The 21,378-nt window shown below is 66.0% G+C and carries 17 protein-coding genes; 7 read left to right on the plus strand and 10 right to left on the minus strand.

Features of this window, described 5'->3' with window-relative positions; all coding sequences use genetic code 11:
- Window positions 1–223 precede the first annotated feature (223 nt).
- On the minus strand, window positions 224–742 hold the full coding sequence (locus tag OG386_RS35440) for a hypothetical protein (RefSeq protein ID WP_328791454.1): 519 nt from the start codon (window positions 740–742) through the stop codon (window positions 224–226).
- 266 nt (window positions 743–1,008) lie between these two features.
- Between OG386_RS35440 and OG386_RS35445 the strand changes: the two genes are divergently transcribed.
- Complete coding sequence (locus OG386_RS35445) at window positions 1,009–1,857, plus strand: helix-turn-helix transcriptional regulator (RefSeq protein WP_328793481.1); 849 nt, start codon at window positions 1,009–1,011, stop codon at window positions 1,855–1,857.
- Between the two features lie 330 nt (window positions 1,858–2,187).
- On the opposite strand, the gene OG386_RS35450 is transcribed toward OG386_RS35445, so the two are convergent.
- The 3 genes from OG386_RS35450 to OG386_RS35460 form a co-directional block, all read right to left on the minus strand.
- Window positions 2,188–2,817, minus strand: coding sequence for an HAD-IA family hydrolase (locus OG386_RS35450; RefSeq protein WP_328791455.1), 630 nt, complete (start codon window positions 2,815–2,817; stop codon window positions 2,188–2,190).
- 321 nt (window positions 2,818–3,138) lie between these two features.
- Window positions 3,139–4,374: an MAB_1171c family putative transporter gene (locus OG386_RS35455; RefSeq protein WP_328791456.1), complete on the minus strand. Its 1,236-nt coding sequence runs from the start codon at window positions 4,372–4,374 to the stop codon at window positions 3,139–3,141.
- Window positions 4,375–4,382: 8 nt separating this feature from the next.
- A complete protein-coding gene (locus OG386_RS35460; protein WP_328791457.1) occupies window positions 4,383–4,910 on the minus strand; it encodes a hypothetical protein in 528 nt (175 codons plus the stop codon).
- A 383-nt stretch (window positions 4,911–5,293) separates the two neighbouring features.
- Here OG386_RS35460 and OG386_RS35465 point away from each other — a divergent pair, with 383 nt between their 5' ends.
- Window positions 5,294–5,503 (plus strand): hypothetical protein, encoded by a 210-nt coding sequence (locus tag OG386_RS35465; protein WP_328791458.1) that lies wholly within the window; start codon window positions 5,294–5,296, stop codon window positions 5,501–5,503.
- 574 nt (window positions 5,504–6,077) lie between these two features.
- Here OG386_RS35465 and OG386_RS35470 read toward each other — a convergent pair.
- A complete protein-coding gene (locus OG386_RS35470; protein ID WP_328791459.1) occupies window positions 6,078–6,338 on the minus strand; it encodes a hypothetical protein in 261 nt (86 codons plus the stop codon).
- Between the two features lie 569 nt (window positions 6,339–6,907).
- On the opposite strand from OG386_RS35470, the gene OG386_RS35475 reads away from it, so the two are divergent.
- The 5 genes from OG386_RS35475 to OG386_RS35490 all read left to right on the plus strand — a co-directional run bounded on the left by OG386_RS35475 (window position 6,908) and on the right by OG386_RS35490 (window position 8,731).
- The gene (locus tag OG386_RS35475) at window positions 6,908–7,249 is read left to right on the plus strand and encodes a hypothetical protein (protein WP_328791460.1); all 342 of its coding nucleotides are present in this window, start codon (window positions 6,908–6,910) and stop codon (window positions 7,247–7,249) included.
- Window positions 7,250–7,398: 149 nt separating this feature from the next.
- Window positions 7,399–7,551 carry a hypothetical protein gene (locus tag OG386_RS35480; protein ID WP_328791461.1) on the plus strand — a complete coding sequence of 51 codons (153 nt, stop codon included), beginning with the start codon at window positions 7,399–7,401 and terminating at the stop codon, window positions 7,549–7,551.
- A 13-nt stretch (window positions 7,552–7,564) separates the two neighbouring features.
- Window positions 7,565–7,624: a hypothetical protein gene (locus tag OG386_RS47045; RefSeq protein ID WP_442271675.1), complete on the plus strand. Its 60-nt coding sequence runs from the start codon at window positions 7,565–7,567 to the stop codon at window positions 7,622–7,624.
- 197 nt (window positions 7,625–7,821) lie between these two features.
- On the plus strand, window positions 7,822–8,229 hold the full coding sequence (locus tag OG386_RS35485; protein WP_328791463.1) for a hypothetical protein: 408 nt from the start codon (window positions 7,822–7,824) through the stop codon (window positions 8,227–8,229).
- Window positions 8,222–8,731: a hypothetical protein gene (locus OG386_RS35490; protein ID WP_328791464.1), complete on the plus strand. Its 510-nt coding sequence runs from the start codon at window positions 8,222–8,224 to the stop codon at window positions 8,729–8,731. The genes OG386_RS35485 and OG386_RS35490 overlap by 8 nt, the downstream gene beginning before the upstream one ends.
- Before the next feature lie 115 nt (window positions 8,732–8,846).
- On the opposite strand, the gene OG386_RS35495 is transcribed toward OG386_RS35490, so the two are convergent.
- From OG386_RS35495 to OG386_RS35515, 5 genes are all read right to left on the minus strand, one after another.
- The gene (locus OG386_RS35495; protein WP_266843047.1) at window positions 8,847–9,230 is read right to left on the minus strand and encodes an HU family DNA-binding protein; all 384 of its coding nucleotides are present in this window, start codon (window positions 9,228–9,230) and stop codon (window positions 8,847–8,849) included.
- A 132-nt stretch (window positions 9,231–9,362) separates the two neighbouring features.
- Entirely contained in the window at window positions 9,363–9,728 is a 366-nt protein-coding gene (locus tag OG386_RS35500; RefSeq protein WP_328791466.1) for a hypothetical protein, read from the minus strand.
- 40 nt (window positions 9,729–9,768) lie between these two features.
- Window positions 9,769–11,508 carry a hypothetical protein gene (locus tag OG386_RS35505; RefSeq protein ID WP_328791467.1) on the minus strand — a complete coding sequence of 580 codons (1,740 nt, stop codon included), beginning with the start codon at window positions 11,506–11,508 and terminating at the stop codon, window positions 9,769–9,771.
- Window position 11,509: 1 nt separating this feature from the next.
- Window positions 11,510–17,059, minus strand: coding sequence for a hypothetical protein (locus OG386_RS35510; protein ID WP_328791468.1), 5,550 nt, complete (start codon window positions 17,057–17,059; stop codon window positions 11,510–11,512).
- Window positions 17,060–17,224: 165 nt separating this feature from the next.
- Window positions 17,225–21,271, minus strand: a complete 4,047-nt coding sequence (locus OG386_RS35515) for a type IV secretory system conjugative DNA transfer family protein (protein ID WP_328791470.1) — start codon at window positions 21,269–21,271, stop codon at window positions 17,225–17,227.
- Between the last annotated feature and the right edge of the window lie 107 nt (window positions 21,272–21,378).

Genomic DNA, 21,378 nt, shown 5'->3' on the forward strand with positions numbered 1-21,378 from the left:
AAGACGAACTGCCCGACCTCGTGGGGCTCACCGCCAGGCGTCACCCGGGACCGGCGCGAGCCGGTCCACGGCACGCCTGCAGTCGGCCCGGGTTCGACACCCGGATCAGCTGTGCTGATCCCCCCTCGTTGCGAGAACGCGGCGCCGCAACAGCGTCAGAGATCAGGCGACCCCGCCGACAGCCTGGTCAGCGGGGTCGTCCGATGTACAAGATCGTGGTCCCTCACGCCGCATCGGTCTCATCGGACTCACCTCGGCCAAACAGGAATCCGCGGACATCGCCGGTCTTCATCATGTCCTGCAGATGCATCAAGAACACCGCACGCTGCGTGGCCCGGCGATCGACCAAGGGCTCGTACTCGCGCAGTACCTTCAGGTTGACGACCCAGCCGTTCTCGCGAGAGATGGCCTGGTCGAGCTGCGAGTCCGGCACGACGTCCATCCCAGTGAAGTCGTGGTCGAACTCGGAAGCGATGTCGAGGTGTTGATTCGGTCCGTCGATGTAGAGCGTGTCAACGCCGACCTGCTGGCCGGCCTCGTCGAATGCCACGAGGAACACGCGGTCCGCCCTGGTGGTGTTGTCGACGTGGACCGCTGCAACGTTGGTATCGTCGATGAAGCTCGTCTCCTCGAACCGCTCGCACACGCGGGCACGAGCCTCATAGCACCACATGATTCGCCGGGCTTCGTTGAAACCTTTGAACTCGCCAGAGTCGAACACCTCTGGGTGGGGCTGGATCATCGGTGGGATCCTTCCAGGTTCCTGGACCGTTGCATGACCGGGTCCGGTGGACCCGCCTTGAACAGGGCGAGTAGTTCAGCGATGGACTAACCAGGGCATAGGATCGACGCGCGAGCAGAGCCCCACCATCAGGTGCGATACAGAAACGTACGGTAGATGCATGGATCGATCAAGCCAGTTGCCGTTAGGGTTCTCTTGTCGCCACCCGAGGTCCAGACCGTCAAGTCGCAGGAGTTCATGTGCCACGTCAATTCGACGGCAGCCGAGTGCGGGCTGTCAGACGGGGTAAGGAGCTCAGCCAGAAGGAGTTGGGCGCGAAAGTAGGTGTCCGCGGCCCGACCGTGGCGCGATGGGAAAGCGGCGAGGAGTTCCCCAAGGGGGAGAAACTCCCGGGGATCGCGTCGGCACTTGGTCAGGACCTTGACGTCCTCTTCCCCTACGACGGCGCCGTGGACCTGCAGTTGCTTCGCTGCGACGCCGGCCTCAGCGTGGCGCAGGCCTCCGAGGCCATCAACGCCAGTCGCGTGCCGCTGAGCAACGCGGAGTCCGGCAGGCGTCGGCTCCAGGATGCCTACGTGGGACCTCTCTCGCGCGCCTACGGGGTGACGACGGAAGAGCTACTGGCCGCGCAGGATGTCTCGTTCGGGCTCCGCAGGGTGCGGCCGCTGAGGGAAGCCCGTCCGTCTGCACCTCGCACGGTCGGCGAGAAGATCAACTATCTTCTGGAGCACGGGTACGCAGGCCGGACGCCTCCGTCCAACGAGCAGATCGCGCAGGCCGTCAACGAGCACAGCGGCACGACGCACATGACTGCCGATGGTATCGCCGCGCTTCGTTCGGGCGCCGCAACGACTCCCTCGGACGCAGTACGTGCCGGCCTGGCTCATGCTCTCCAGGTCGACATCGCCCTCTTCCAGGACGACGCCGAGTTGAGCCCTGCGGCCGGTGAATTCCTCGAAGCCATCCGCTTCCTCGGGTCGATTCACCAAGGCCAGATCCTCGGCCTCGCCGCCCGTGGCAACCATGCGGGGCTGTCGGCCGGCCTGATGGCCAAGATCAACGAAGTCGTCGGAGAGCTGAAGAACAAGCTTCCGGGCAAGCAGAGCGAGCAGTGACGCCGGCGCCACGCCTTTACAGCGCCGCCGAGCTGTCCGCCCCTGGCCATGGCAGAGCCGGCCGCTTCCCGCCCTCAGCCTGACGCCCTTCGCGGCTGAGCTGCAGCTTGGGGCACGCCCCATGCGGCATGTCGAGGTAGCCGACGGCCGGGCTTCGTCCGGGGATGGAACGGAACCTTCCGCGTACCAGATGTGGTCCCACAGTTCTGACGCGTACGACCAGGGTCCCGAGCCGCACCGGCAAAACGCAGATCCCCGGTCGTTTGCCACCTCGCAGTGAGGTGGCAAACGGCCGGGGACGGCTGGACCAGGCGCCTGCCCGGGGGCCGGCTACGGCGCGGCGGTGAGGTCCACGCCCAGCAGGTTCGACAGGTCGGCCACCGTCTGCTTGGGGTCCTTGTTGTGCACCCCCGCGAAGCCGAGCTGCTCCGCCGCCTGGACGTACGCCTGGGTGTCGTCCACGAAGACGCACTGCTCGGCAGGCATCTCCATGAGCTTGAGCGCGATCTCGAAGAGCTCGGGGTCGGGCTTGCGCAGCTGGTGGTGCTCGGAGATCACCACGACGTCGTACAGCTTGTCGAGGTCGTAGCCGTCGTAGAGGTCCCAGGGCGCGAGGCCCACCGAGTTGGACAGGATGCCCACCTTGATCCCCGCTCGCCGCGCCGCGGCGGCGGCGTTGATCAGCAGCGGCTCCGGACGCAGGCCTCCGAAGATCCTGCCCATCAAGTTGTCGGGAGAGACGCCCAGCTTCTTGCCGGCAATCTCGTTCCACTCGGTCTGGCTGACCGCTCCACGCTCGAGGTCGCTGGTGATCCGGACGCCCTCTTCGTCCTGGTACAGGGCCGAGATACATGCACCCTGGGGAAGCCCTTCGCGCTGCTCGAAGGCGAGCACCACGGGCAGGAGCGGTGTGGTGAGCACGCCTCCGAAGTCGAGGACGAGGCCGGTGTGCTGAGACATGCAGGAACTCCAGTGCTGAGAATCTGGGCGCCGCCCGTACTGGACAGCGTTCCGGCCCCGGGATACGCGTGGCGGCGACAGCGCCTGCGCTTCGCTTTCCAGGGTCGGCGGTATTTATAGGGCGGAAAACGATGCCACCCACTGTCTGGCCCACGGTACCAGCCACCCCTTTGCGGGACTGGCGGTCCCGCCCGAATCTGAAAGGCGGCAATAGCACCTGGGGGCTATTTCCTATTTCACGCGACCTCCCAATTGAGTCGACTTCTTCAGCCGCAAGGAGCAGTACCTGAAACTCGAACAGTATTTTCGGGCTGCAACGTTTTACGCGTCCGGTTCAAGACTCAGCTCCGCGGACTGCTGCAGAAGCTCTTGAGCGTCGCCCGGGGTGATGACCGCGTAAGCCTTGCTCACTCGCACGAGCCAGGCTGCCTCGCTGTTCGTGTCGACGAAAGGTTTCTCCTGGAGCGGGGCTGTCGCGTACTGGCTGGCTCTTGTGGAGGCAGCGGCACGGAGCGCCGCGGCGATCCAGTACGCCTCGGCGCTCGGCTCGGGGTCGGGGTGCGACGCGGTTGTCTCCTCAGCAGCCCACAGGAGCGTCTCCGGGGCGTAGTACCGGAGCTTCTCGCAGGCATCAGCGACGTCCTGGGTCCATCGGTCCAGGCGGACATCGCTGGGGACCCGCATGTGGATCAGCTCGGCCAGGCGCGACCCGGGCGGATAGAGACTCGTTCCGGGGAAAGCCTTCACCAGGTCGAACCAGAGCGGGTGAAGGCGGTAGAGGGTCTTCCATGTCTTCCAGCGAGCAGCGACGACGCTGGTGGTGGGGATGCTCGCGCCGACAGCCACGATCAGGAAGAGCAGGTTCATCCACATCGCCGTGAGATCAATGAGTATCTCCACTGTGGAATGGCTCAGCGGGAAAAATACCGCCGTCCACACGATGACGATTCGGGCCACCGTATGGAGGAGCCCCATCCACATCGAGATTCCCATGAGCCTGAGACCGATTCGCATACTGGTCGTCTCGGCTTCTCGCGCCCCCCGCGACCACTGGTAGCCGCAGACGGCGGTTGTGACGAGCGGGAAGAAGTAGAAGACGCTCATATATACAGCGGCGCCCAATTCCCCTGCATGATCGCTGAGAAAGTCTTCACTTTGCCGGTGGCGGTCCACAACGGTGAAGAAGAGAATGGTGAGCAGGGTCACGCCGATTGCGCCCACCGGGTAGGAGGCACGGGCGATCCAGCGCGACACCGTGACGTGTCGGGGCGCCACGGCCTCGGAGCTCTTGCCGTAGCTGGTCGCAACGTACGTCAAGGACGCGATGATGGCGGCGGTGCTGGCGAAGTGTCTGAGGAGAGCGTTCAGGTCGATCACGGGGATGCGGTCCACGGCGTGCAGCGCTGCTGGTGTGTAGAGCCACAAGGCCACGGAGAATCCGGCGTAGCCGCCCCAGAGGGCTCGGCGGTGGGCGTCACCGTACCGGACGGCGGGGAATCGCCAGACGGCTATGAGGGTCATCACTGCCGCGGTCAGGTATCTGAAGAAGTCGAGCATGCCGTCCGTTATTCGTTCTTGGAGCCACGCCGCGGCGGAGCAACCGGGTGGGAGAGCGAGGACTCCAAGAGGCTGACCATGTCGTCGCCGGCCAACGGCTGACGGCGGGCCAACCGCTTGATCAGGGACGCCGACAACTCGGCCTGCTGCTCCTCCGGGCTGTCGTAGTTCACGCGGCCTTGGACCAGGGCCGAGGGGAATCGACGAAGGACTTCCTCCCGGATGTGCTCAGGGACGTATCGCTCGACCTCTTCATCGGTCAGGGTGCTCCCGTGGTCCAGCCACTCGTGCGCCAGCTCATGAAGGATGATGTGCTCGGTCTGGTTCCGGCTGGATCGGCGCCGGTAGAGCACGACCGTGAACTCCGGCGTCCTGACTCGAAGGCCGCAGGCTGTGCCCAGCCCTCCATCCGGGTCGTCAAAAGGCACCAGCCGAATCTGACGCTTCAGTGCATGCTCCATGTTCCGAATCAGCGCCTCGACACTGAAGGGAGTGGGCACAGGCAGATCGGCAAGCAGCTTCTCGCATTCCTTCAAGAGGGCGCGTCGCGAAGGGTCCCCGCGCCACCGCATGACCGCTCTCGCGAGGTGCGTCGGCGTTCTACCGCCTGGTTCTGCACGCAACCCGCCACTCTCCCCGCTCCGGGCGGTCTTCCGTCGAGCAGCCCACCTCATCGCCCCGTCCCCCCATCGCCCCTGCCCCGCTTGCTTTCGGGTCGCCACCCGCCCCGCGCTCAGGCATGCGTTGGGCAGGCTGAGCCAGTAGTCGTCAGACTTTCCGCGTGTGCAGTGAACCCCCGCCTCGCTGCCCGGCGTGACGACGTGTGGTGACCATGTGCAGCACGTCGTAGACGACGTCCAGCACCATCGCCACGGCCATCACCACCCTGCCGGGCTTCACCGCCCGCCGGGGTGTCTGCTTGACCGCGCCGCGCCGCTGCGCAGACCGCGACGGCAGCGGTGCAGAGACAGAACAGGCCCATGCCTATATGCAGACCCGAGACGCCGGCGTGCGGTTCCATGAAGTACGGAACTTCAGCGACAACCTCGAACGCAACGGTGGACACGAAGGCCATCGCGATGACGGCGCCCGTGAACGCCCGGGTGGCAATGCGGTGGACTGGTCGTGATCCGCGGACACTGCGCGGGGGGAAGATGTTGTCAAACGGCTGCGCCCGGCGCTTGGTTTCCTCAACGATGTTCCCGGCCACTCTGCGTACGGCACGGCGGCTGACCGCATACCCCTTGCCGACGCGGCGAGCTTTCCACCGCATGTACTGGCCTTACCCCCCGTTGCGGAACTGAACAGTACGGCCAGGTCAACCAAAGATGTTGACCATCTAGCCCACTTGATGAGAGATCGTACGATATCCCTACACGTAACGATCCTATCAAGTCGACTGGATCTAGCGCACGTTCGGGTGCACCCGGGATCCGTGCTCGCCGTAGTCTGCCCCAACCCTTATGCGGGGGAGGCTGACTTACTTCTCTCATGGTCTGGTCGGCGGCTCGGCTGAGTAGCCGCCACCGGAGGGCGGTCGGCAGCAGGGGTGAAGTGGCGGCAGCACGACGGACCCGGCTGCGGCCCCGCCGGCGGCAACACCTGCGGCTGCCGCGGGAGCAGTGGCCGCTGGCACGAGCCCCGCGAGTGTGATCCCACCGGCCTGTCCCAGGCCCAGAGAGGCGATGAGCCAGGCCGACGCCTCAGCGAGAGTAGGCGGGGCCGAGGAAGTCCAGCGTGTGGAAGGCCGTCACCAGCAGCGGCGCGAGGAAGAGGCCGGGCAGTACGGCGGCCGTGATGGCCAGGGCAGGGTCGGGGTCGGGGTCGGCAAGCATCGGCAGGGAGCCGACCGCAAAGCCGCAACCGAGCGTGCGGAGTTGACGCGTCGGCGTGCCGGGCCAGGTGCGGCGTCCGTAGAGGAGGCCGCCGATCAGGCTGCCGACGGCGAGCGCCGCGGGCGTCATCGTCGAGAGGTACTCGGCGTGGTGACGTTCGGCGGCGGCGAGGGCGACGACGTTGAGTGCTCCCAGGGTGATGCCCGCCCCGAACAGGGCTGCCGCCAGGGCGCGCAGACCAGGGGTACGGATCGGGCCGAGCCAGTGCGTGCGGGTGCAGGACGGCTTCCACGTGCGGGGCGGCCGGCGGTGCGGTGAGGAACAGCGCGCACCCGGCGAGCACGATCGCCGCTGTGGCGATGAGCACGACGGTGGTGCCGGTCAGGGTGTGCGGGGCCAGGACGAGTAACGGGCCGCCGATGAACACGAGTTCCCGGGCGCAGGCATCGAGCGAGAGCGCGGCTCGCCGTTGGTGAGGGCTGCGCACGACGTGCGGCCACAGGCCTGTCCTTTCCGGCCCCGCAGCCCGCGTCCGCACCTGTGGCCGTGGCCGCTCAAGCCCTGGTTCAGACTGCCCCGGCGACCGTCGGTGCTCCGCGGCGGCCTTCGCGTCCATCGAGGACCTCTACGCGCAGCTGGCCGTGAAGGCCAGCGAGAGCTCCGGCGCTTCAGCGTCCGCTGTCGACACCACCGAGGGCATGCACGGCATCCCGTACTCGCAGGCCATCATCGAGCAGACCCTGTCCGGTGCACGTCATCAGCTCCGGGATCCCGGCGACTTCAACCACGACATGTCCCGCTGGGAGTTCTCGGTTCTCGCCTCGCTCTACGGCCGGATGCGGACGCAACTGCGGGCCTGCAGTGCCCTCGGCGTCGAGTACTCGACAGGCGGCACCTCGTGGGTGCTCTACAAGGCTGGGCTCGACGTCATTCCTGCGCGCCCCAAACACGGCGAGCGGCGAAACGGCCGGCCCTTCCTCCTCGACCGGGCGGCTGCGCTCGTGGCTGACCGCGAGGCCCGCTCCTCGTCGACCAACTGACGCTCCATGCCTGTTCCTGCTGCTTCTGCTTCTGCTCCTGGTTCATCTGCTGTCTCCGTCAGCGGGTGAGGCAGGTGACGGGTACTGCGGAGGAGCCGAGTACAGGTGGGGGACAGCGCTGATCGCGCGGAGCGCGATCGGGTGGCGATGTGCAGCAGGACTCCATTGAGGCTGGTGCGACGCCCGCTCCCATGGGCGAACCCGGTATTGGCAAGTCCAGCTTCGTCGAGGCCCTGGCCTACTTCATGGGCACGCAGGCCTTCACGCTGCCGTGCAACCAGCTCGCCAACCGCCCTGGATGACCGTGACCGAGTGGTGGCCCTGTGGCGCTCGCTCGGCATTGTCTGCATGCAGGTCGACGAGGGGAACTTCTGAAGTCGTGACTGTCCATCAATCAGGGGCCCGTGCTCCAGCCCCGCACCGTGCGGGACTGGAGCACGGGCTCCTCCTTCTCTTGCTTGGCCCGCCTCTCGGAGATGGAGTGGGCCATCATTCGACACCCGTATCGACTCGGCGATGACCCTCGTATGTGAGTCGACAAGAAGTTGATCTCGACTGACTATACTGAGGGCATGACTCGCAACGACAACGCTCACGACAACAGCACTTCCGGTGCCGAGCTCCCGAAGTTCTCTGTCAATGTCGTCCCGACAGGCCAGCTCGGGCACGAGGAACTCGCCACGATTCTGAACCTCTATCGCCGCGGCCAGATCACGCCGCTGATCTTCGGAGACGGCAACAAGCCCGAGGCCGCGATCATCCCCTTTGCCGCGTTCGTGCGCCTCATGAAGTACGACCACGCGGCCCATGTCCGCGCTGAGGCTGATTTCCAGGCCGAGCTCTCCCATCGCATCCAGGAGTCCGACGCCTCCGGCGAGGCGGGCATGACCATCGAAGAGCTGGCCGAGAGCCTCGGCCCGCTCGGTCAGCAGTGGGCGGATGACCGTCGTGCTGCCCAGCAGAAGAAGACCCATGAGTGAGCGTCGGCCTGCCATCCGCTTCCTGCCGACCGCCGGTCTCAAGCAGGACCTCCAGACTCTCCACGACGCTGCGATGGCGCGACCTCAAGGACCACAGGGCCGGCTCCTGCGCGTGGCTCTCAACCAGCTGAGCCGGATCCAGCAAGGCGCGCCGGGCACGCACCCGCTGGCGTACTTGCCCAGCTATCCCGACCTCTCCGATTGCGAGACCACATACGTCGGCGCGGATCCGAATGCGAAGCCCTCGCACCGGATCGTTTGGCGGGAGCTCGCGCCCCAGCGCCCGGGCGAGCCCGTCACCCGCGAGGCCATCGCCCTGGGTGAACGCGCGAACGGGCAGGCCTACTACATGGCCGGCCAGCGTCTGGGCCGTCCTGTGGGCTTCACTCTCGCCGAGCTGGCCGCGCAGCGCGAGCCGATTGCGAGTCCCTCGCGACCCGGACGGCGCTTGACCGGCAGCTTCGACACGCCATCTACGAACGAGCCCGACCTCCAGTTCTAGTGACCTGTACCTGTCCGTGGCCGGCGTGCTCATGAACTCGTCTCATCCATAAAGAGAATCCCCGTGATGCCTGCAGGCATCACGGGGATTTTCCTTTCTGTCGGCTCCTCGCCGTCTACGACGCGGGCCGCAGCTCACGACCTTCAATGACGTTCTCGAACTTGTCGGCATCCCCGATCGCCCCGTAGGTATCGCGTGAGGCGTCGTCCCCATTGCCCCCCAGTCGGCGGTTGAAGCTGCTCGATGCGGAGAACTTGAGAACCACGTAGTCATCGACGTTGCTCTTGCCGAAGCGCACCTTGTGACCCTTGTGGTCCTGCCGGTAGAAGCGGCCGAAGCTCGTGAGTACGACCGCCTCTCCGCAGCTGACCGCGCCAGTGAGTTCACCAAGCAACGACTCGTATACCTTGTTCACCACCCGGACGGGCAACTTGCTGCGAGTCGCGACCCGCGAGATGAACTCACGCTTACTGACACGCGGTGTCTTCGTCGTTTCCATGGCTACACCCTGTCCTATCGCCGCTCATTACACGGTTCCACTGAGAAACCAGTCTATCGGAGATAGTCATGAGTAGAGAAGGGGAGTTGGGTGTATCAAGTGTAGTCGCCATGCTTATCGTTGCTCAGTTGACTAGAATTCCAGATCTGGCTCGATCCCCTCCCGGTCGTCCTCGGGCTCATAGTCGACCGACTCGATGATGGTCCGCGCGTTCGGATCGCGGCGCCGGCTCACGACCTTGTCGTGAGAATCCCCGAACCGCTGCTGCGTCGCCACGCGGTCGGCCGCATCGAGCGTCGCGCCGATGCTGCGCTGTCCGAACTCCATCATCGAACTCAGTGCCGACATCATGCCCCGCTTGATCGCGCTGACGTTCGGCTTGTTCTGCGCCCGCTGCTGCTCCCATCGGCTCCGATCCTCCGGTGTGACGTAGCCGAACATCCGCGCGAAGCGCGATCCGTACCTGACCTGCTGTCCCTCGTTCTGTTCCTGGTCCATGCCCCTCCTCCTGCTCCTTGTTCGCGTTCCCGGATCGCGCTCAGGTGGGCTGGTAGTCCTCGGAGTCGGCCCCGGCGTTCGGGCCGTTGTCCTGCGCGCCGGCCTCCTGCTCGGCCGACGGACCCGTAGGGCGCGACCGCGCCTTGAGTCGCTGCTCCTCGAAGAAGGCCCCGGGGTCGTCGACCGCCGTCTGCAGTGCTTGCTGCCAGTTCTCTCCGAGGCCCCGCTTCAGCTGAGCTTCAAGATCCGGGTACTTCTCGTTCACTGCCTCCATCGCGTCGACGTAGGCGTTGGAGTAGACCCGCTGCTGCTCCTCGGGTGGCAGACCGTCGATGTCCATGCTCGCGATCATCACCTCGGACTGGTCCAGGCGGTGCTGGAGCATGCCGGGCAGCCCGCTGGTGTCAAGACCCTGCTTCCGCGCCGCGAAGCCGACCAGGTAGCCGAGCATGTTGCCCCCGTAGGCCTCCTGGTCACCACGGCCCAGCGCGTTGAGAAGCGAGGTCTTCATCGTCTCGGCGAGCTGAACCTGGTGGGCGTCCGCGTCCATGGGCTGGCGCAGTGTGAACATCCCGTCCTCGGGCAGACGCTGGCCCAGCTGGTCGTCGAACTCCCCGCTCCAAACTGTGTGGACCCGGTCGGAGCCCGCGATCTGCTGCTCGTGTGCAGGGGCCTTGACGATCCGGCCGTGGGCCACGCCGTTGAACATCGTGCGCAGCTCGGGCTCGTACTCCATCCGCTCGCCGATGATCATTCGCGCGCGCTGGACGACCTCCTGGCGCTCCAGCCCGTCTGCACCCATCTGCTCGTGCAGCCGCTTGCGCATCGCCCGGTAGCTATCGCGGATCAGGCCGACGTCCGCGCCCGGCTCACGCATCTTCCAGAAGGCGTTCTCCATGAGCGCGACCTCGGTCATGGCTGCCGAGTCCGGAGTGAACATCTCCCGGTGGCCGCGCTCACGATGCTGCATGGCGTCGAAGCGCTTGCGCCACTTCTTCGTCAGGTGGTCACGCGGATCCGTGCTGCCGATCAGGCGCTCGCGCCGGGCGTCGCTCGGCAGGTCCTTGAAGATCCTCTGCCGGTGCGTGATGCCGCTCTCGGCAAAGGCCACCATGCCACGGGCCCTCGTGTCGATGCGCTCCTGGATCTTGTCCTTGAGGGGTTGGAGGTAGCTGTCCATCTCCTTCTTGAAATCCGGGGCGAGCATCCGCATCGTCACCACCATGCCGACCGCCTGGATGATCGAGTTGGCATTCACTCCGCGCGAGAGCGGCTTGAGACACGACTGCATCATCATCTGCATGTAGACGTGGTGCATGACGTCGAGATCCTGGGTCCGCTCCTCGTCGTCGAAGCCGGGCACCAACAGCTTCGAGTCCCGTAGCGAGGCCATGTACTTCTCGCCGGCCAGCCGCGTCTCCGCCCTGAGTTTGAGTAGCTGCTCGCGCTGATCCAGGCCTTCGCTCTCGTCCTCGGCTCGGTCGACGTCGATCCCGTGCACGCGCTCACGGTCGGCCATCCGCTTCCGGGTCTTCTCACCGAAGAACTCGCGGGCACGGTCCCGGAGCCGCTCACGCCAGGCGCGCGCACCGTCTGCGTCCTGCGGCCCCGGATCGTCGATCACCTCGGCGTCGATCGGCTCGTCCGAGCGAGAGTCCCAGCGGGCATAGGTGTTGCCTCGCGGCTCACCGGTCCGAAGCCGATCGTCGCCAACCGGAAGCACCTTGAGCGCGCGCCGGCGGCCCGCGGGTCCTGTTCCCAGTTCCTTGTGCTGTGCCATCTCAGTACCCCATCCCGTAGTCGCCGCCGTCGACCTCCGGCTGATCGATCTCGATGCGCGGCGTGTAGACCCGGCGCGCCGGGCCCACGCCAACGGCATGCGCGGAGCGGCGATTCGAGCCGCGGGTGCGGGACGCCTGTGCGTCTCGAGACATCACGTCGGGCTTGACCACCGAGTCATCGACAGCGATCACGGCGTTGTCCGGGCTGTGGGTCTTGGCGGAGCCCAGCTGATCGAGCAGCCAGGACGCCTGCACCCGAGCCCTCAGAGTCCCCGAGGACGCGAACTGCTCGTTCTTCTCGCCGTCGTAGACGCTCTCGCGGTTCTCGGCCGCCTCGACCAGATCGGTGAACGCGCCGCCGTAGGCCATCCGGTCCATCACGGTGCCCCGCAGCGACACGTCTTCTTCCAAGTTGCGGATGAGCCCGGTCGCCGGGTCCTTCAGCGCACTGGCCACGCGGGCCACGTACTCCGGGTTGACCGTGACTCCGAAGCCCTCCTTGGACTCGTAGAACTCGATGAACTGCTTCTCCCACGCCTCGGCCGTAGCCTGGACGGGCTCACCGTCGACGAACGGCGTGTGCCACTGGCCCGGGCCGACCTGTTCGATGCTGCGGCCCCTCCAGAGATCGCGGCCGGGTCCCTGGAGCATCGCGTACTTGTGCCGGGCCTCGGCGGCGTCGTGCTTGGCCTGCAGGATCGACTGGGTCACCGGGTAGGTGACCTCCAGGACGGCCTTGAGGTCCTCGCCGCGCAGCGCGCGCACGGCGCGCTGGCTGAACGAGCCGCCCAGACCGGTGCCGTGTGACTTGATCGCCGTGGCGAACATCGAGGCTTCCTGGTCGGTCTGCGTGATGCCGGGCACGCCCTGCGCATCGCCCAGGTTCCGGGCGTAGTCGGCGAGCTTCTGCTCGTTCCCCTTGGCGCCGGTCTCGACACAGACCTCGCGCACGCTCTGCAGGTGCGCCTCGCGATCCGAGAACGTCAGTGCCGTACCGAACTCGCCACGCTGCGCCTGGCGGTACAGCCCGCTCAGCTCCTGCGTCACGACCTGCTGGGCGAGCTTGATGTCCTCCGGCGAATCCGAACCCGTGAGTGCCCGCAGCCGGAGCCGGTGCGCCTGGCTCCGCGAACCCTCCAACTCAGCGGCCAGTCCAGCGTCCTTGGACAGCGCGACCCGGGTGTCCAGCGACACCTGCATGGCCAGCGGGTGTGAACCGTCGCCCTTGACCACTCCGGTGTCCAACAGGTTGGCCGGCACCGAGAGCTTCGCCAGGGCCTCAGCCTTGGCTGCCTCGCTGTGCAGCTTCACCACGGCGACGGCGTCACCGTCGAAGTCGCCGTCGAAGCAAGCGTCCATCACCGGGTTGATCGCGGCGCCGGTGAGTCGGTCGTCGATCGCGACCCGCAGGTAGCGCACGCCGGCGTCACGGAGCACCGGGTCACGCCACACCAGCGCGTGGTCGCCCTCGGCGAGCCCCAGCTGCTCAGCCTTGACCGAGCTGAGCGCAACCTGGTCGACGTTCAGCCGTGGGTCCGCGGTCCACACCATCGTCGCCGAGTCGGTGAGCCGTGAGGCCATCAGCCCGGTCTTGAAGATGTTGCTCTTGCCTGTCAGCACTCGGTTCTGGACGTCGGTCGTGATCGCTTCGAAGGCGCGCTGAGCGTGCGAGACCGATTCGCTCATGGCGCGACGCACCTCGGCGCGCTTCTCGGCGGACAGACCCTGGCCGTCCAGCTGCTCGGCCATGTAGCGGTAGCGGCAGGCTTCCACGAAGACGTCGTGATAGCTGCGGGTGTAGTCGTGCGTGACGGAGGACCCGTCCTCGAACTGCTGACCACTGCGCAGATGCGAGGACATCACCGGCAGCTTCCACGAGCTCGCGCTCACCGTCTCGGTCTGCTCACCAGTCGGATACGTGAGCGGGAACGGGATCTCCATGTCGCCGCCGCGGTCGCCGATGAGGTCGCCGAAGGACTTGCGCATCGCCATGATGTTCAGTCTCGGGAGCTGGCCCGCCTTGCGCGGCTGCGTGCGCAGCAAGTCGGGCATCGGGATGAACCGACGCTCAGTACGCTCGTCGAGGGCCTCAGCCCGGCCGATCACGCGCAGCGTGCCGTCAGCGTCCATGTCCATGCCGGTCACCAGCAGGTACTCGCGCAGGCTCGACTCGGCCCCGCTGTTGTGGCCGTAGAACTCGCGCATGATCGCCGGGCAGTCCTGGGACTGCAGCGCCCAGGCCAGCTGAGCGGAGGCCTTGCGGCCCTTGCCAGCACGCACCTGCTCGTCGTCGTAGATCTTCGTCTTCTCGTCGACGGCCATATGGGTGACCACGAAGCGCATCTCGCCCACGGCACTCGGCCGCAGTTCTCCGTTGGGCGAGCGCAGATCGGAGACGTTCCCGCTCATCAGCTCGCGCGCCGAGCCCGCGTTGCGCCGGGAGATGAGGCTGAACGGACTCATCACCACGTCCAGACCCGGGTTGGCCCGGAACCAGTCGACCTCTTCGACGACGGCCTGCTGCCGCGCGTCGTGCAGAGGCATGTCCCGGTCGACGATCAGCGAGATCACGCCCTTGTTGCCGTGCAGATCCGAGATCTTGTCGCCCACGACGAGATCGCGCTCCTGACCGCCGGCCCCGCGGATGCGGTGGCGCCCGGCGAACTCCTTCGACACCACGATCGGGTCATCAGCCGTCCAGCCGCCGAAGGTCATCAGCGCCGTCTTCGCCGGCGCGGTGACCTCAGAGGACTGCATGATCGTCGAGGCCGTCATCTGCTGACGGTCGAACGGGTCGTACCGCAGCGTCTCGAGCTCGGGGAGGGCCATGAGCGGCGCACGCTGTCCGGCCACGCTCTCGTCGCCCGGCACGATCCGACCATCGGTGTCGACCCGGGCCTGAGCGGTCAGGTACCGCACGATGCCCTGGTTGGTCGCGCCTCCGGTCATCACCGGGTCGAAGTAGCCCCTGGGCGCGGCCACGTTGTTCCGGTCCTTGCCGGTGAGCACCGTCATGTTCCGCCCGCCGGTGAGCCGCCAGGCGTCGAAGCGGTTGTCATCAGCCGGGTCGGTTCGGTCGCGCTGGGCCCTGTACTCGGCGTAGACCGTCGAGCCGGCCTTGATCTCGTTGGAGTAGCGCACACGGCGAGCCTCGGTCTGCAGGATCGCTGCCGTCCACTCCTCCAGGTGCGCCTTGACCTCGCCGGTGGACTCGTCCCGCTGGTACGTGGTGGCGCGCTCGATGAAGTCGATCGGGTGCTTGGTGCCGTACAGCTGTGAGTAGACCGTGTTGAGCGAGGAGGGCTCGCCGGTCTCGCTCCGCCCGGCGATGAGGTCACCGGCGATCTGGTACTGGATGCGCTCGTGCATGAGCTGCTCGTAGCCGCGCAGGCGCGTGCGCTCCTCGACCGAGGTCGGAGCCTCGCCCGGGGCCTGGGCCGTGATCGTGGCCTCGTAGCCGGGCACGATGAGGGCGTTCTGCCCGCTGGCGAAGGCGGTGGTGATCTCGCCGTACTCGCCGACATCGAAGACCTGGCCGATCTCACCCGAGATCGGAGTTCCCTTGCCGTCACGGCGAAGCTTCTCGCCAGTCCAGCGAATGACGCCGTGCTCGTCGACCAGGATCTCGGAGACCCGCGCCGCGTTGCGCTCAATGCTCTCGCGCACGGTGGCCCCGATACGCCGTATGAACGCAGATTCGTGATCGGCGATCGGCACGGAACGCTCGGCGTTGAAGCGGACGAGCCGATCCTTGAACCGGGTCGTCTGGAAGGTCGAGCCCATTATCTCGTCAGGGGAGATCTCGCAACGACGAAGCGCTGAGGCGAGGTTGTCGAGGTTCGACCACTGCCCGGTGGGGCTGGTCATGTACCGCGCCACCCGCTCCGGGTTGAAGCGCTGATCGACCCACTCGCCGTCGACGTCATGGGGCAGCGCCTCCCAGGTCCCGATGAGTTCGAAGGAAACGTCCTCAGCGTGCTGTCGGACCTTCTCGACGGCGGTGCCGCCGTAGACGAGGTTGCCCATCCCGGGCGCCTCCTCGGCCTGCAGCTCGCCGATCCCCTCCAGCCTTTCCTGGTACATCTCCTCGGTCGCACCCGGGCGCAGCAGTTCGCTGCGCGCGCCTGTGAGCACGTCCCAGTACGAGCGCTGGATCGCAGCGACCTCAGAGTCAGCCGAGTACTCCGGCGGTTCGATCGCATCCAGCGCTCCGCCGGTTCGCTCCAGCTCCGTCTCGGCACGAGCAATGAGATCCTCGACGCCAAGGGCTGCCCGCAGGTTCTCCCGAGCGCTCTCGACGGCGGTCTTCGCATAAGCCTCGGCCGGCTCGGTGTCGAGGAAGAAGGTCGGCAGTGAGCGGTTCTTCGCGTCCCGGCGCAGCATCACCTTCGAGCCGGGCCGAGGGCGGGACTCGCCGGGGGCCACGTAGTCGCCGACCACGAACATCGAGTCACGGTCAACGCCGTGGTAGCTGTCGGGCACATCCACCATGCGGTCACGGCCGCGCTCCTGGTGTGTCGCGCCGGTCTCGCCGGCGGCGTGCCCCGGCAGATCCTTACGCTCGACGCGATGTCCCTGGGCGAAGCGCAGTAGTTGGACAGCCTCCGTCGGCGAGGGGGAGTAGACCGCCATGCCGCCGGGAACCCGGTAGTTCGTCGAGTAGCGCAGCACGGTGCCGTTGTCGTACACCCGAGCTCCGGCGTACTCCTCCTGACGCGTGTCGGTGAGGCGGATCTCCATGCCGGTCCCAGCGATCTTCGCCTTGATCTGACCTGGCTCGCGGTCGCGCATCACCTCGTAGGACACGCCCTGGGCCTTCAGCTCTTCGAGCAGAGCGGCCGAGCGCGCCACGGCGCGCGGGGACATGAAGCGGGTGCGGTCGACGCGGTTCGTCTGCGGGTCCCGGCCGCCGTCGATGACCCACTCGCGCACTTGGTCGTACTCCTGCTGGCTCATCTTGTCCATCAGCGCGGTGAGTCCAGCGGCGTCGTCGTTCGTCATCGCGCGGCCCGCCTCGAACGGCCTGCCGTCGTCGCCGATGCGCCAGAGCACCATGTTTCCGCGCCGCGGATCGGCCAGGGTCTCCACCTCGCCGCCGGCCACGCGTTCGATCGTCTCGTCCGGCAGGTACACCAGCGCGGTCCCGGCGCGCTTCACGGTCGCGCGTTCGGACCAGTCGGGGTCATAGGGGCTGATCGGCAGCCCGGCCGACTTCGGGTCGACCTGGGCACCGACACCGGTGACGCGGGTGAACTCCCGCTGCGACTGCTGATAGCGCTCGTTCTGCGGGGAATGATCACCGAACTGCGGCTCGTAGCCGGACACCTTCTCCGCGAACGCCTGGTCGATGGCAGAGAGGCAGTCCGCGATGGCCAGCCGCGGGTCGGCCAGTGCGGTGCCCCGCTGGCCGAGGATCTCGTCGACTCGGGCGCGGATCGCCTTGGCCTGGGAGATCGGAACGACCTGTCCGGTCTGCGCCCGGGCCTGCTCGACTGCCTTGTAGTAGACGTACTCGTAGAAGTACCTGCGCAGTCCGCGTGCCTTCTTCATGGTCAATCAGCCTCCTGTGGACGCTTCGGGTTGCATAGAGCCTACATTGCCTATCGAAAGAGAGTTGGAGGCTATTCAAAAGGTGAGTGCCGAGGCTGTCTCTCTTAGGTGAGAGATGGCCTCGGCACTGGTTGTGATCCTTGTCCGACCCCAAGCGGCCGTCAGCTACTTCGAGTTCATCTCGATGGCCATCGCCCTGTCGAACCGGCCGTCGGCCAGCACCTCCCAGCTCGGCAGCGAGGCCAGGTACTGGTAGAAGGCCGAGTAGACCCTCACCGTCGCCAGCGACTTCAGGTCCTCCTCGGTGACGTCCTCCTCCGCGAACACCCGCGAGTCCTTGTCGTTCACGTGGCCGTTGATCCGGCGGGCGGCATTGACGTATGCGTCCGAGCGGATCTGGCTGATGTAGGTCTGAGACCCGTCGGCGCTGCGCAGTTCGCCGTCGCCGCCGACCGAGAAGTGCTCGCGATCCTGTTCCAACTCGGTCTGCGCGGACTTGTAAGCCTCACCGATCTCGATGTCCAGGCTCTTGACCTTTGCCGAGCCGTCGGGATTGACCAGCATCTCCTTGCTGATCGTCCCCTCCGCGTAGAGCAGACGCCGCCGCTCGACGCTGAGCGCCTGACCCTCGGCGACTGCGACCCCGACCTCGACGTTCTCAATGAACTGGTCCTCGTCGAACATGCTCATCCCCTCGTACTCGTCGGGGTCGACGACCACCGGAGCGTTGGGGTCCTGGCACTTGTCGACCGTGGTCATCGTCGCGATGACCTCCATGACCTCGTCGGCGTAGACATCCGGGTCCAGGCGCTCGATGTCGACCTCCTGGTAGCCGTAGATCTCCTTGTACAGCGCCTTCGCGTCCGCGGCCTTGACCGCCTGCCGCATGCGCTTCTCCAGCATCTTCACGAAGTCCGGCTGATTCATCCGCACGTCGAAGTCCATGGCACTGGACAGCGTGGGGATCGTCTGCAGCGAGTACGTGTGCCCCGGGTGCTTGATCGTGTTCCCCAGTAGCCGGAACGACATCGGCAGGATCGTCTGGTTGCGGTTCCAGATCGGCGCATCGCCGGCCCGGAAGACGATCGAGTTGCGCGGCGAGAGGAAGGCCATGTCGTTGTAGCTGATCAGCGGCTCTTCCTTGGTGCTCATCGTGTAGGAGACCCGGCCCTCGGTCTTGCCGCCGATGACCTTGTCGAGATCCTGGCTGATCTGCTTGCTGTCCCTGTACGACCGGTGAGTCTTGCCGCTCATCTTCTCCAGCGTCTCGATCATCGAGTCGTCCGTGGACTTCAGGAAGACGATGTTCGAGGTGTTGCCCTGCACGATCTTGTCGACGCTCTCGCCGTAGACGTCGCGCAGTTGCTGCAGGGTCTGCAGGATGAGCGTGAACTGCTGCTCCTGGCCCAGGCCGATGGAGAGCATCGTCGCGAAGCCGTCGATGCCCTTGCCCTCCGACTGCAGGTTGCCGAGCTCGTCGAGCATGAACCGCGTGCGGTAGAGCGGCTTCTGGTTCGACTTCGTCATGTACGACTGGTCGGCGCTCACGTCGAACAGCTGCTTGACCAAGATCAGGATCAGTTTCGCGTACTTCATCAGGTGAGGCGGAGTCACTAGGAACAGCGCCTTCGGGGACTCCGAGTAGCGAGACAGCTTCTGCGTGATCGCCCGTGCCTGATACGAGACCTTCTCCGGGTTGCCGCCGCCGGAGAAGTCGAGTCGCGTGTCCGGGTAGAGCGTGTCCCCGACCTGGAAGGACAGGATCTTCCCGTCCCGAGTGCCACCCTCACGCACCGGCTTCAGCTCACGCATCACGCCGTTCTTCACGATCTTCTTGCCCGTCACCGGCTCGACCACGTAGTGCCGGCCGTTGAGCGAGACCTGGTGGGTCTTCGTGAAGCTGAAGTAGAAGGTGCGCACCAGCATCTTCGTCTGCGGGTTGACCAGCTCCAGCTTGAGCCAGGCTTCGTCGTCAGGGAACTTGCCCTTGAAGTTGTACCGGGCCCAACCTTCGCGGCCGACGATCTCCTCGTGCTCGAAGTCCTCGCCGAGGCTCTTGGTGAACATGGGGTCCGCGTAGGCCGACCACACGGCCTGCTGGCCGACGAGGTGGTCGCGCTTGACGTAGTTCGGCGCGAAGCGCACGCCGAGGCGACGCGGGAAGCTCAGGCCGGCCAGGTCGGTGTTCTGCGACGGCTTGCCCGAGGTCAGCGTCGAGATCGTGGGGTCGGTGAAGAACGACATGGCGGTGATAGCGATGCCGTACACCGAGGCGAGCATCTTCTCCGCCCCGGCCATCGAGCGCAGCGCGTTGTGGGCGTTGCCCACCATCGTGCGCATGTTGTTGCGGGGCAGCTCCTCGCTCGCGTTGAAGTACAGGCTGAGCATGTCCTGATCGGCCTTGCCTTCCCATATGAAGGCCTGGGCCGCAGCCCTCTCCTGCTCCTCGGCCAGGGCGTCCCCGTTGTTCTCGAACTCGCCGGCCTTGACCCGCTTCTCCAGTTCGGCCTCAGGGTTCTTGATCTTCTTCGAGCTCATCTGCACGAAGAGCTGGTAGCAGTTGTAGAGCGTGACCTTGCCCCAGAGGTCATCGAGCTTCTGCTCGAGCAGCGCCGGGTCCATGTCGAGCACGGCTGCGGCGCTGCGCAGCTCCCGTTCCTCCTCCAGGTAGAAGTCGATGAGTCCGTAGGCCGCGCGCTTGAAGGCGTTGTTGGCGGCGTTGGGCCAGACCGGGTCCTCGCCGCCGTCGATCGGAAAGAAGATCCCGGCGATGTTCTCCACGTACAGTGCGCACTTGGTGAAGTTGCCTTCACGCGCTGCGTCGGCCGCCAGCCCCAGGGGGTTGTAGATGTCGGTCTTCATGGAGTTGATCAGGTTGAACTGCACCGGTTCGAACCCGCGTGTGACCAGGGGCACGTAGTTCTTCACCAACAGCTCGCCCTTGGGGTCGTTGATGACCATGTTCGAGGGCTTCTTCTCTCGCGACCACATGTCGATGACCGGCTCGATGTACGTCTGGCCCTTACCGGCTCGGGTAATGGCCAGAACCATGGTGTTCACCGGCGCGGTATCGACTACGTACGCCCCGGCGGGGCGCTGGACCTCGTACGCCGGGAACGTCCAGTCCTCCTTGATCAGGGCGGCGACGGTCTTGTACATGTCCGATCCGAAGCCGAGTTTGTCCCGGTTCTTGCCGTCAGGGTTGTACGGGATGCGAGTCGTGTCGTACTTCTGCCGCAGGGTCTTGTCATCGGGGAGGCCGGAAGCCTCGAACAGCTCGTCGCCGAAGCCTTCGTCGATGATCGGCAGGGTCTGCGTCAGCGGACTGCCTTCGTCGTCGTCCATGACCTCGCCGGCGTAATAGGCGAGGTTCCCCTCCTCATCGATGACGTCCTTCTTGGCGCGCTGGGCGACCTCGACGGTGCCCAGACCCTTCTGCCTGAGCATCATGTGGCTGAGCATCGAGCTGACCTGCACGCTCGAGTGAGCGCCGGCGTCGGGGAACCAGTCGTAGTTCTGCTGGATCTCTTCCGGCAGAGCGATGTGCTGGTCGTTCTGGTACTGGTTGATGTCGCTCGTGGTGTTCATCAGGTTCGCCGCGGCGACCCTCCGCGAGAACCACGTGCCGATGACGAGGGCGACCATCAGACCCGAGCCGAGCGTGATGAAGAGCTTGAACCCCGAGACGTTCCCCAGCTGCTCTCCGACCGTCGTCGCGCTCTTCTCGGGCTCAGCCGGCCTGTCGGCGCTGAGCTCGTCGTCCTTCGCCGCGGTGTACCAGACGGGGACCGGAACAGCGTCAGCGCTGGGGTAGCACTTCGCCTTCACGTCCGGGTTGCCGTCCTTGGTCAGGGGCCGGTAACACTTCACGACCGAGCCGCCCGCACCCGTCGCGGTGTCCTGAACGTAATACGCACTCGGCTTGCCGCTGCCGCTGCCGGACACACCCGAGCCCGCAGCCACGCCCACCGAGAGCACCGCCGTGGCGATGAGCGAGTAGAAGACCCAGGCAACGACCGTCACCAGCACTCCGGTGATCACCGCGGCGACGATGCCCGGTCTGCTCGACCTCAGGGTCAGGAACTTGCTGCGGTCCAGTTGCTGGTTGTCGTAGACGTCTCGGTTCGTCAGCGTCTCGCCGGGCGTCCGCGCCGAGATCTTCTCCCAGCTGTTCGCCTTCGGCCGTGCCGCCTTACGCCTGTTCGTGGCCATCGTGATTCCTTACTCCCGAGCCTCGCTCATTTCGCTGTCCCGCTGTCCAGCACGCCCGTCTGCGCAGACGACGACGGCGCATGGGGAACGCGCCCCATGCGCCGTCA

The organism is Streptomyces sp. NBC_00273, assembly GCF_036178145.1.
Classification (GTDB): Bacteria; Actinomycetota; Actinomycetes; order Streptomycetales; family Streptomycetaceae; genus Streptomyces.

What these genes read in the sequence shown, in the direction of transcription:
- OG386_RS35510 (WP_328791468.1), bottom strand. Translation starts at nt 17,059, where the DNA reads ATGAAGAAGGCACGCGGACTGCGCAGGTACTTCTACGAGTACGTCTAC.
- OG386_RS35490 (WP_328791464.1), top strand. Translation starts at nt 8,222, where the DNA reads ATGAGTGAGCGTCGGCCTGCCATCCGCTTCCTGCCGACCGCCGGTCTC.
- OG386_RS35475 (WP_328791460.1), top strand. Translation starts at nt 6,908, where the DNA reads ATGCACGGCATCCCGTACTCGCAGGCCATCATCGAGCAGACCCTGTCC.
- OG386_RS35440 (WP_328791454.1), bottom strand. Translation starts at nt 742, where the DNA reads ATGATCCAGCCCCACCCAGAGGTGTTCGACTCTGGCGAGTTCAAAGGT.
- OG386_RS35455 (WP_328791456.1), bottom strand. Translation starts at nt 4,374, where the DNA reads ATGCTCGACTTCTTCAGATACCTGACCGCGGCAGTGATGACCCTCATA.
- OG386_RS35495 (WP_266843047.1), bottom strand. Translation starts at nt 9,230, where the DNA reads ATGGAAACGACGAAGACACCGCGTGTCAGTAAGCGTGAGTTCATCTCG.
- OG386_RS35505 (WP_328791467.1), bottom strand. Translation starts at nt 11,508, where the DNA reads ATGGCACAGCACAAGGAACTGGGAACAGGACCCGCGGGCCGCCGGCGC.
- OG386_RS35500 (WP_328791466.1), bottom strand. Translation starts at nt 9,728, where the DNA reads ATGGACCAGGAACAGAACGAGGGACAGCAGGTCAGGTACGGATCGCGC.
- OG386_RS35470 (WP_328791459.1), bottom strand. Translation starts at nt 6,338, where the DNA reads ATGACGCCCGCGGCGCTCGCCGTCGGCAGCCTGATCGGCGGCCTCCTC.
- OG386_RS35485 (WP_328791463.1), top strand. Translation starts at nt 7,822, where the DNA reads ATGACTCGCAACGACAACGCTCACGACAACAGCACTTCCGGTGCCGAG.
- OG386_RS35450 (WP_328791455.1), bottom strand. Translation starts at nt 2,817, where the DNA reads ATGTCTCAGCACACCGGCCTCGTCCTCGACTTCGGAGGCGTGCTCACC.
- OG386_RS35515 (WP_328791470.1), bottom strand. Translation starts at nt 21,271, where the DNA reads ATGGCCACGAACAGGCGTAAGGCGGCACGGCCGAAGGCGAACAGCTGG.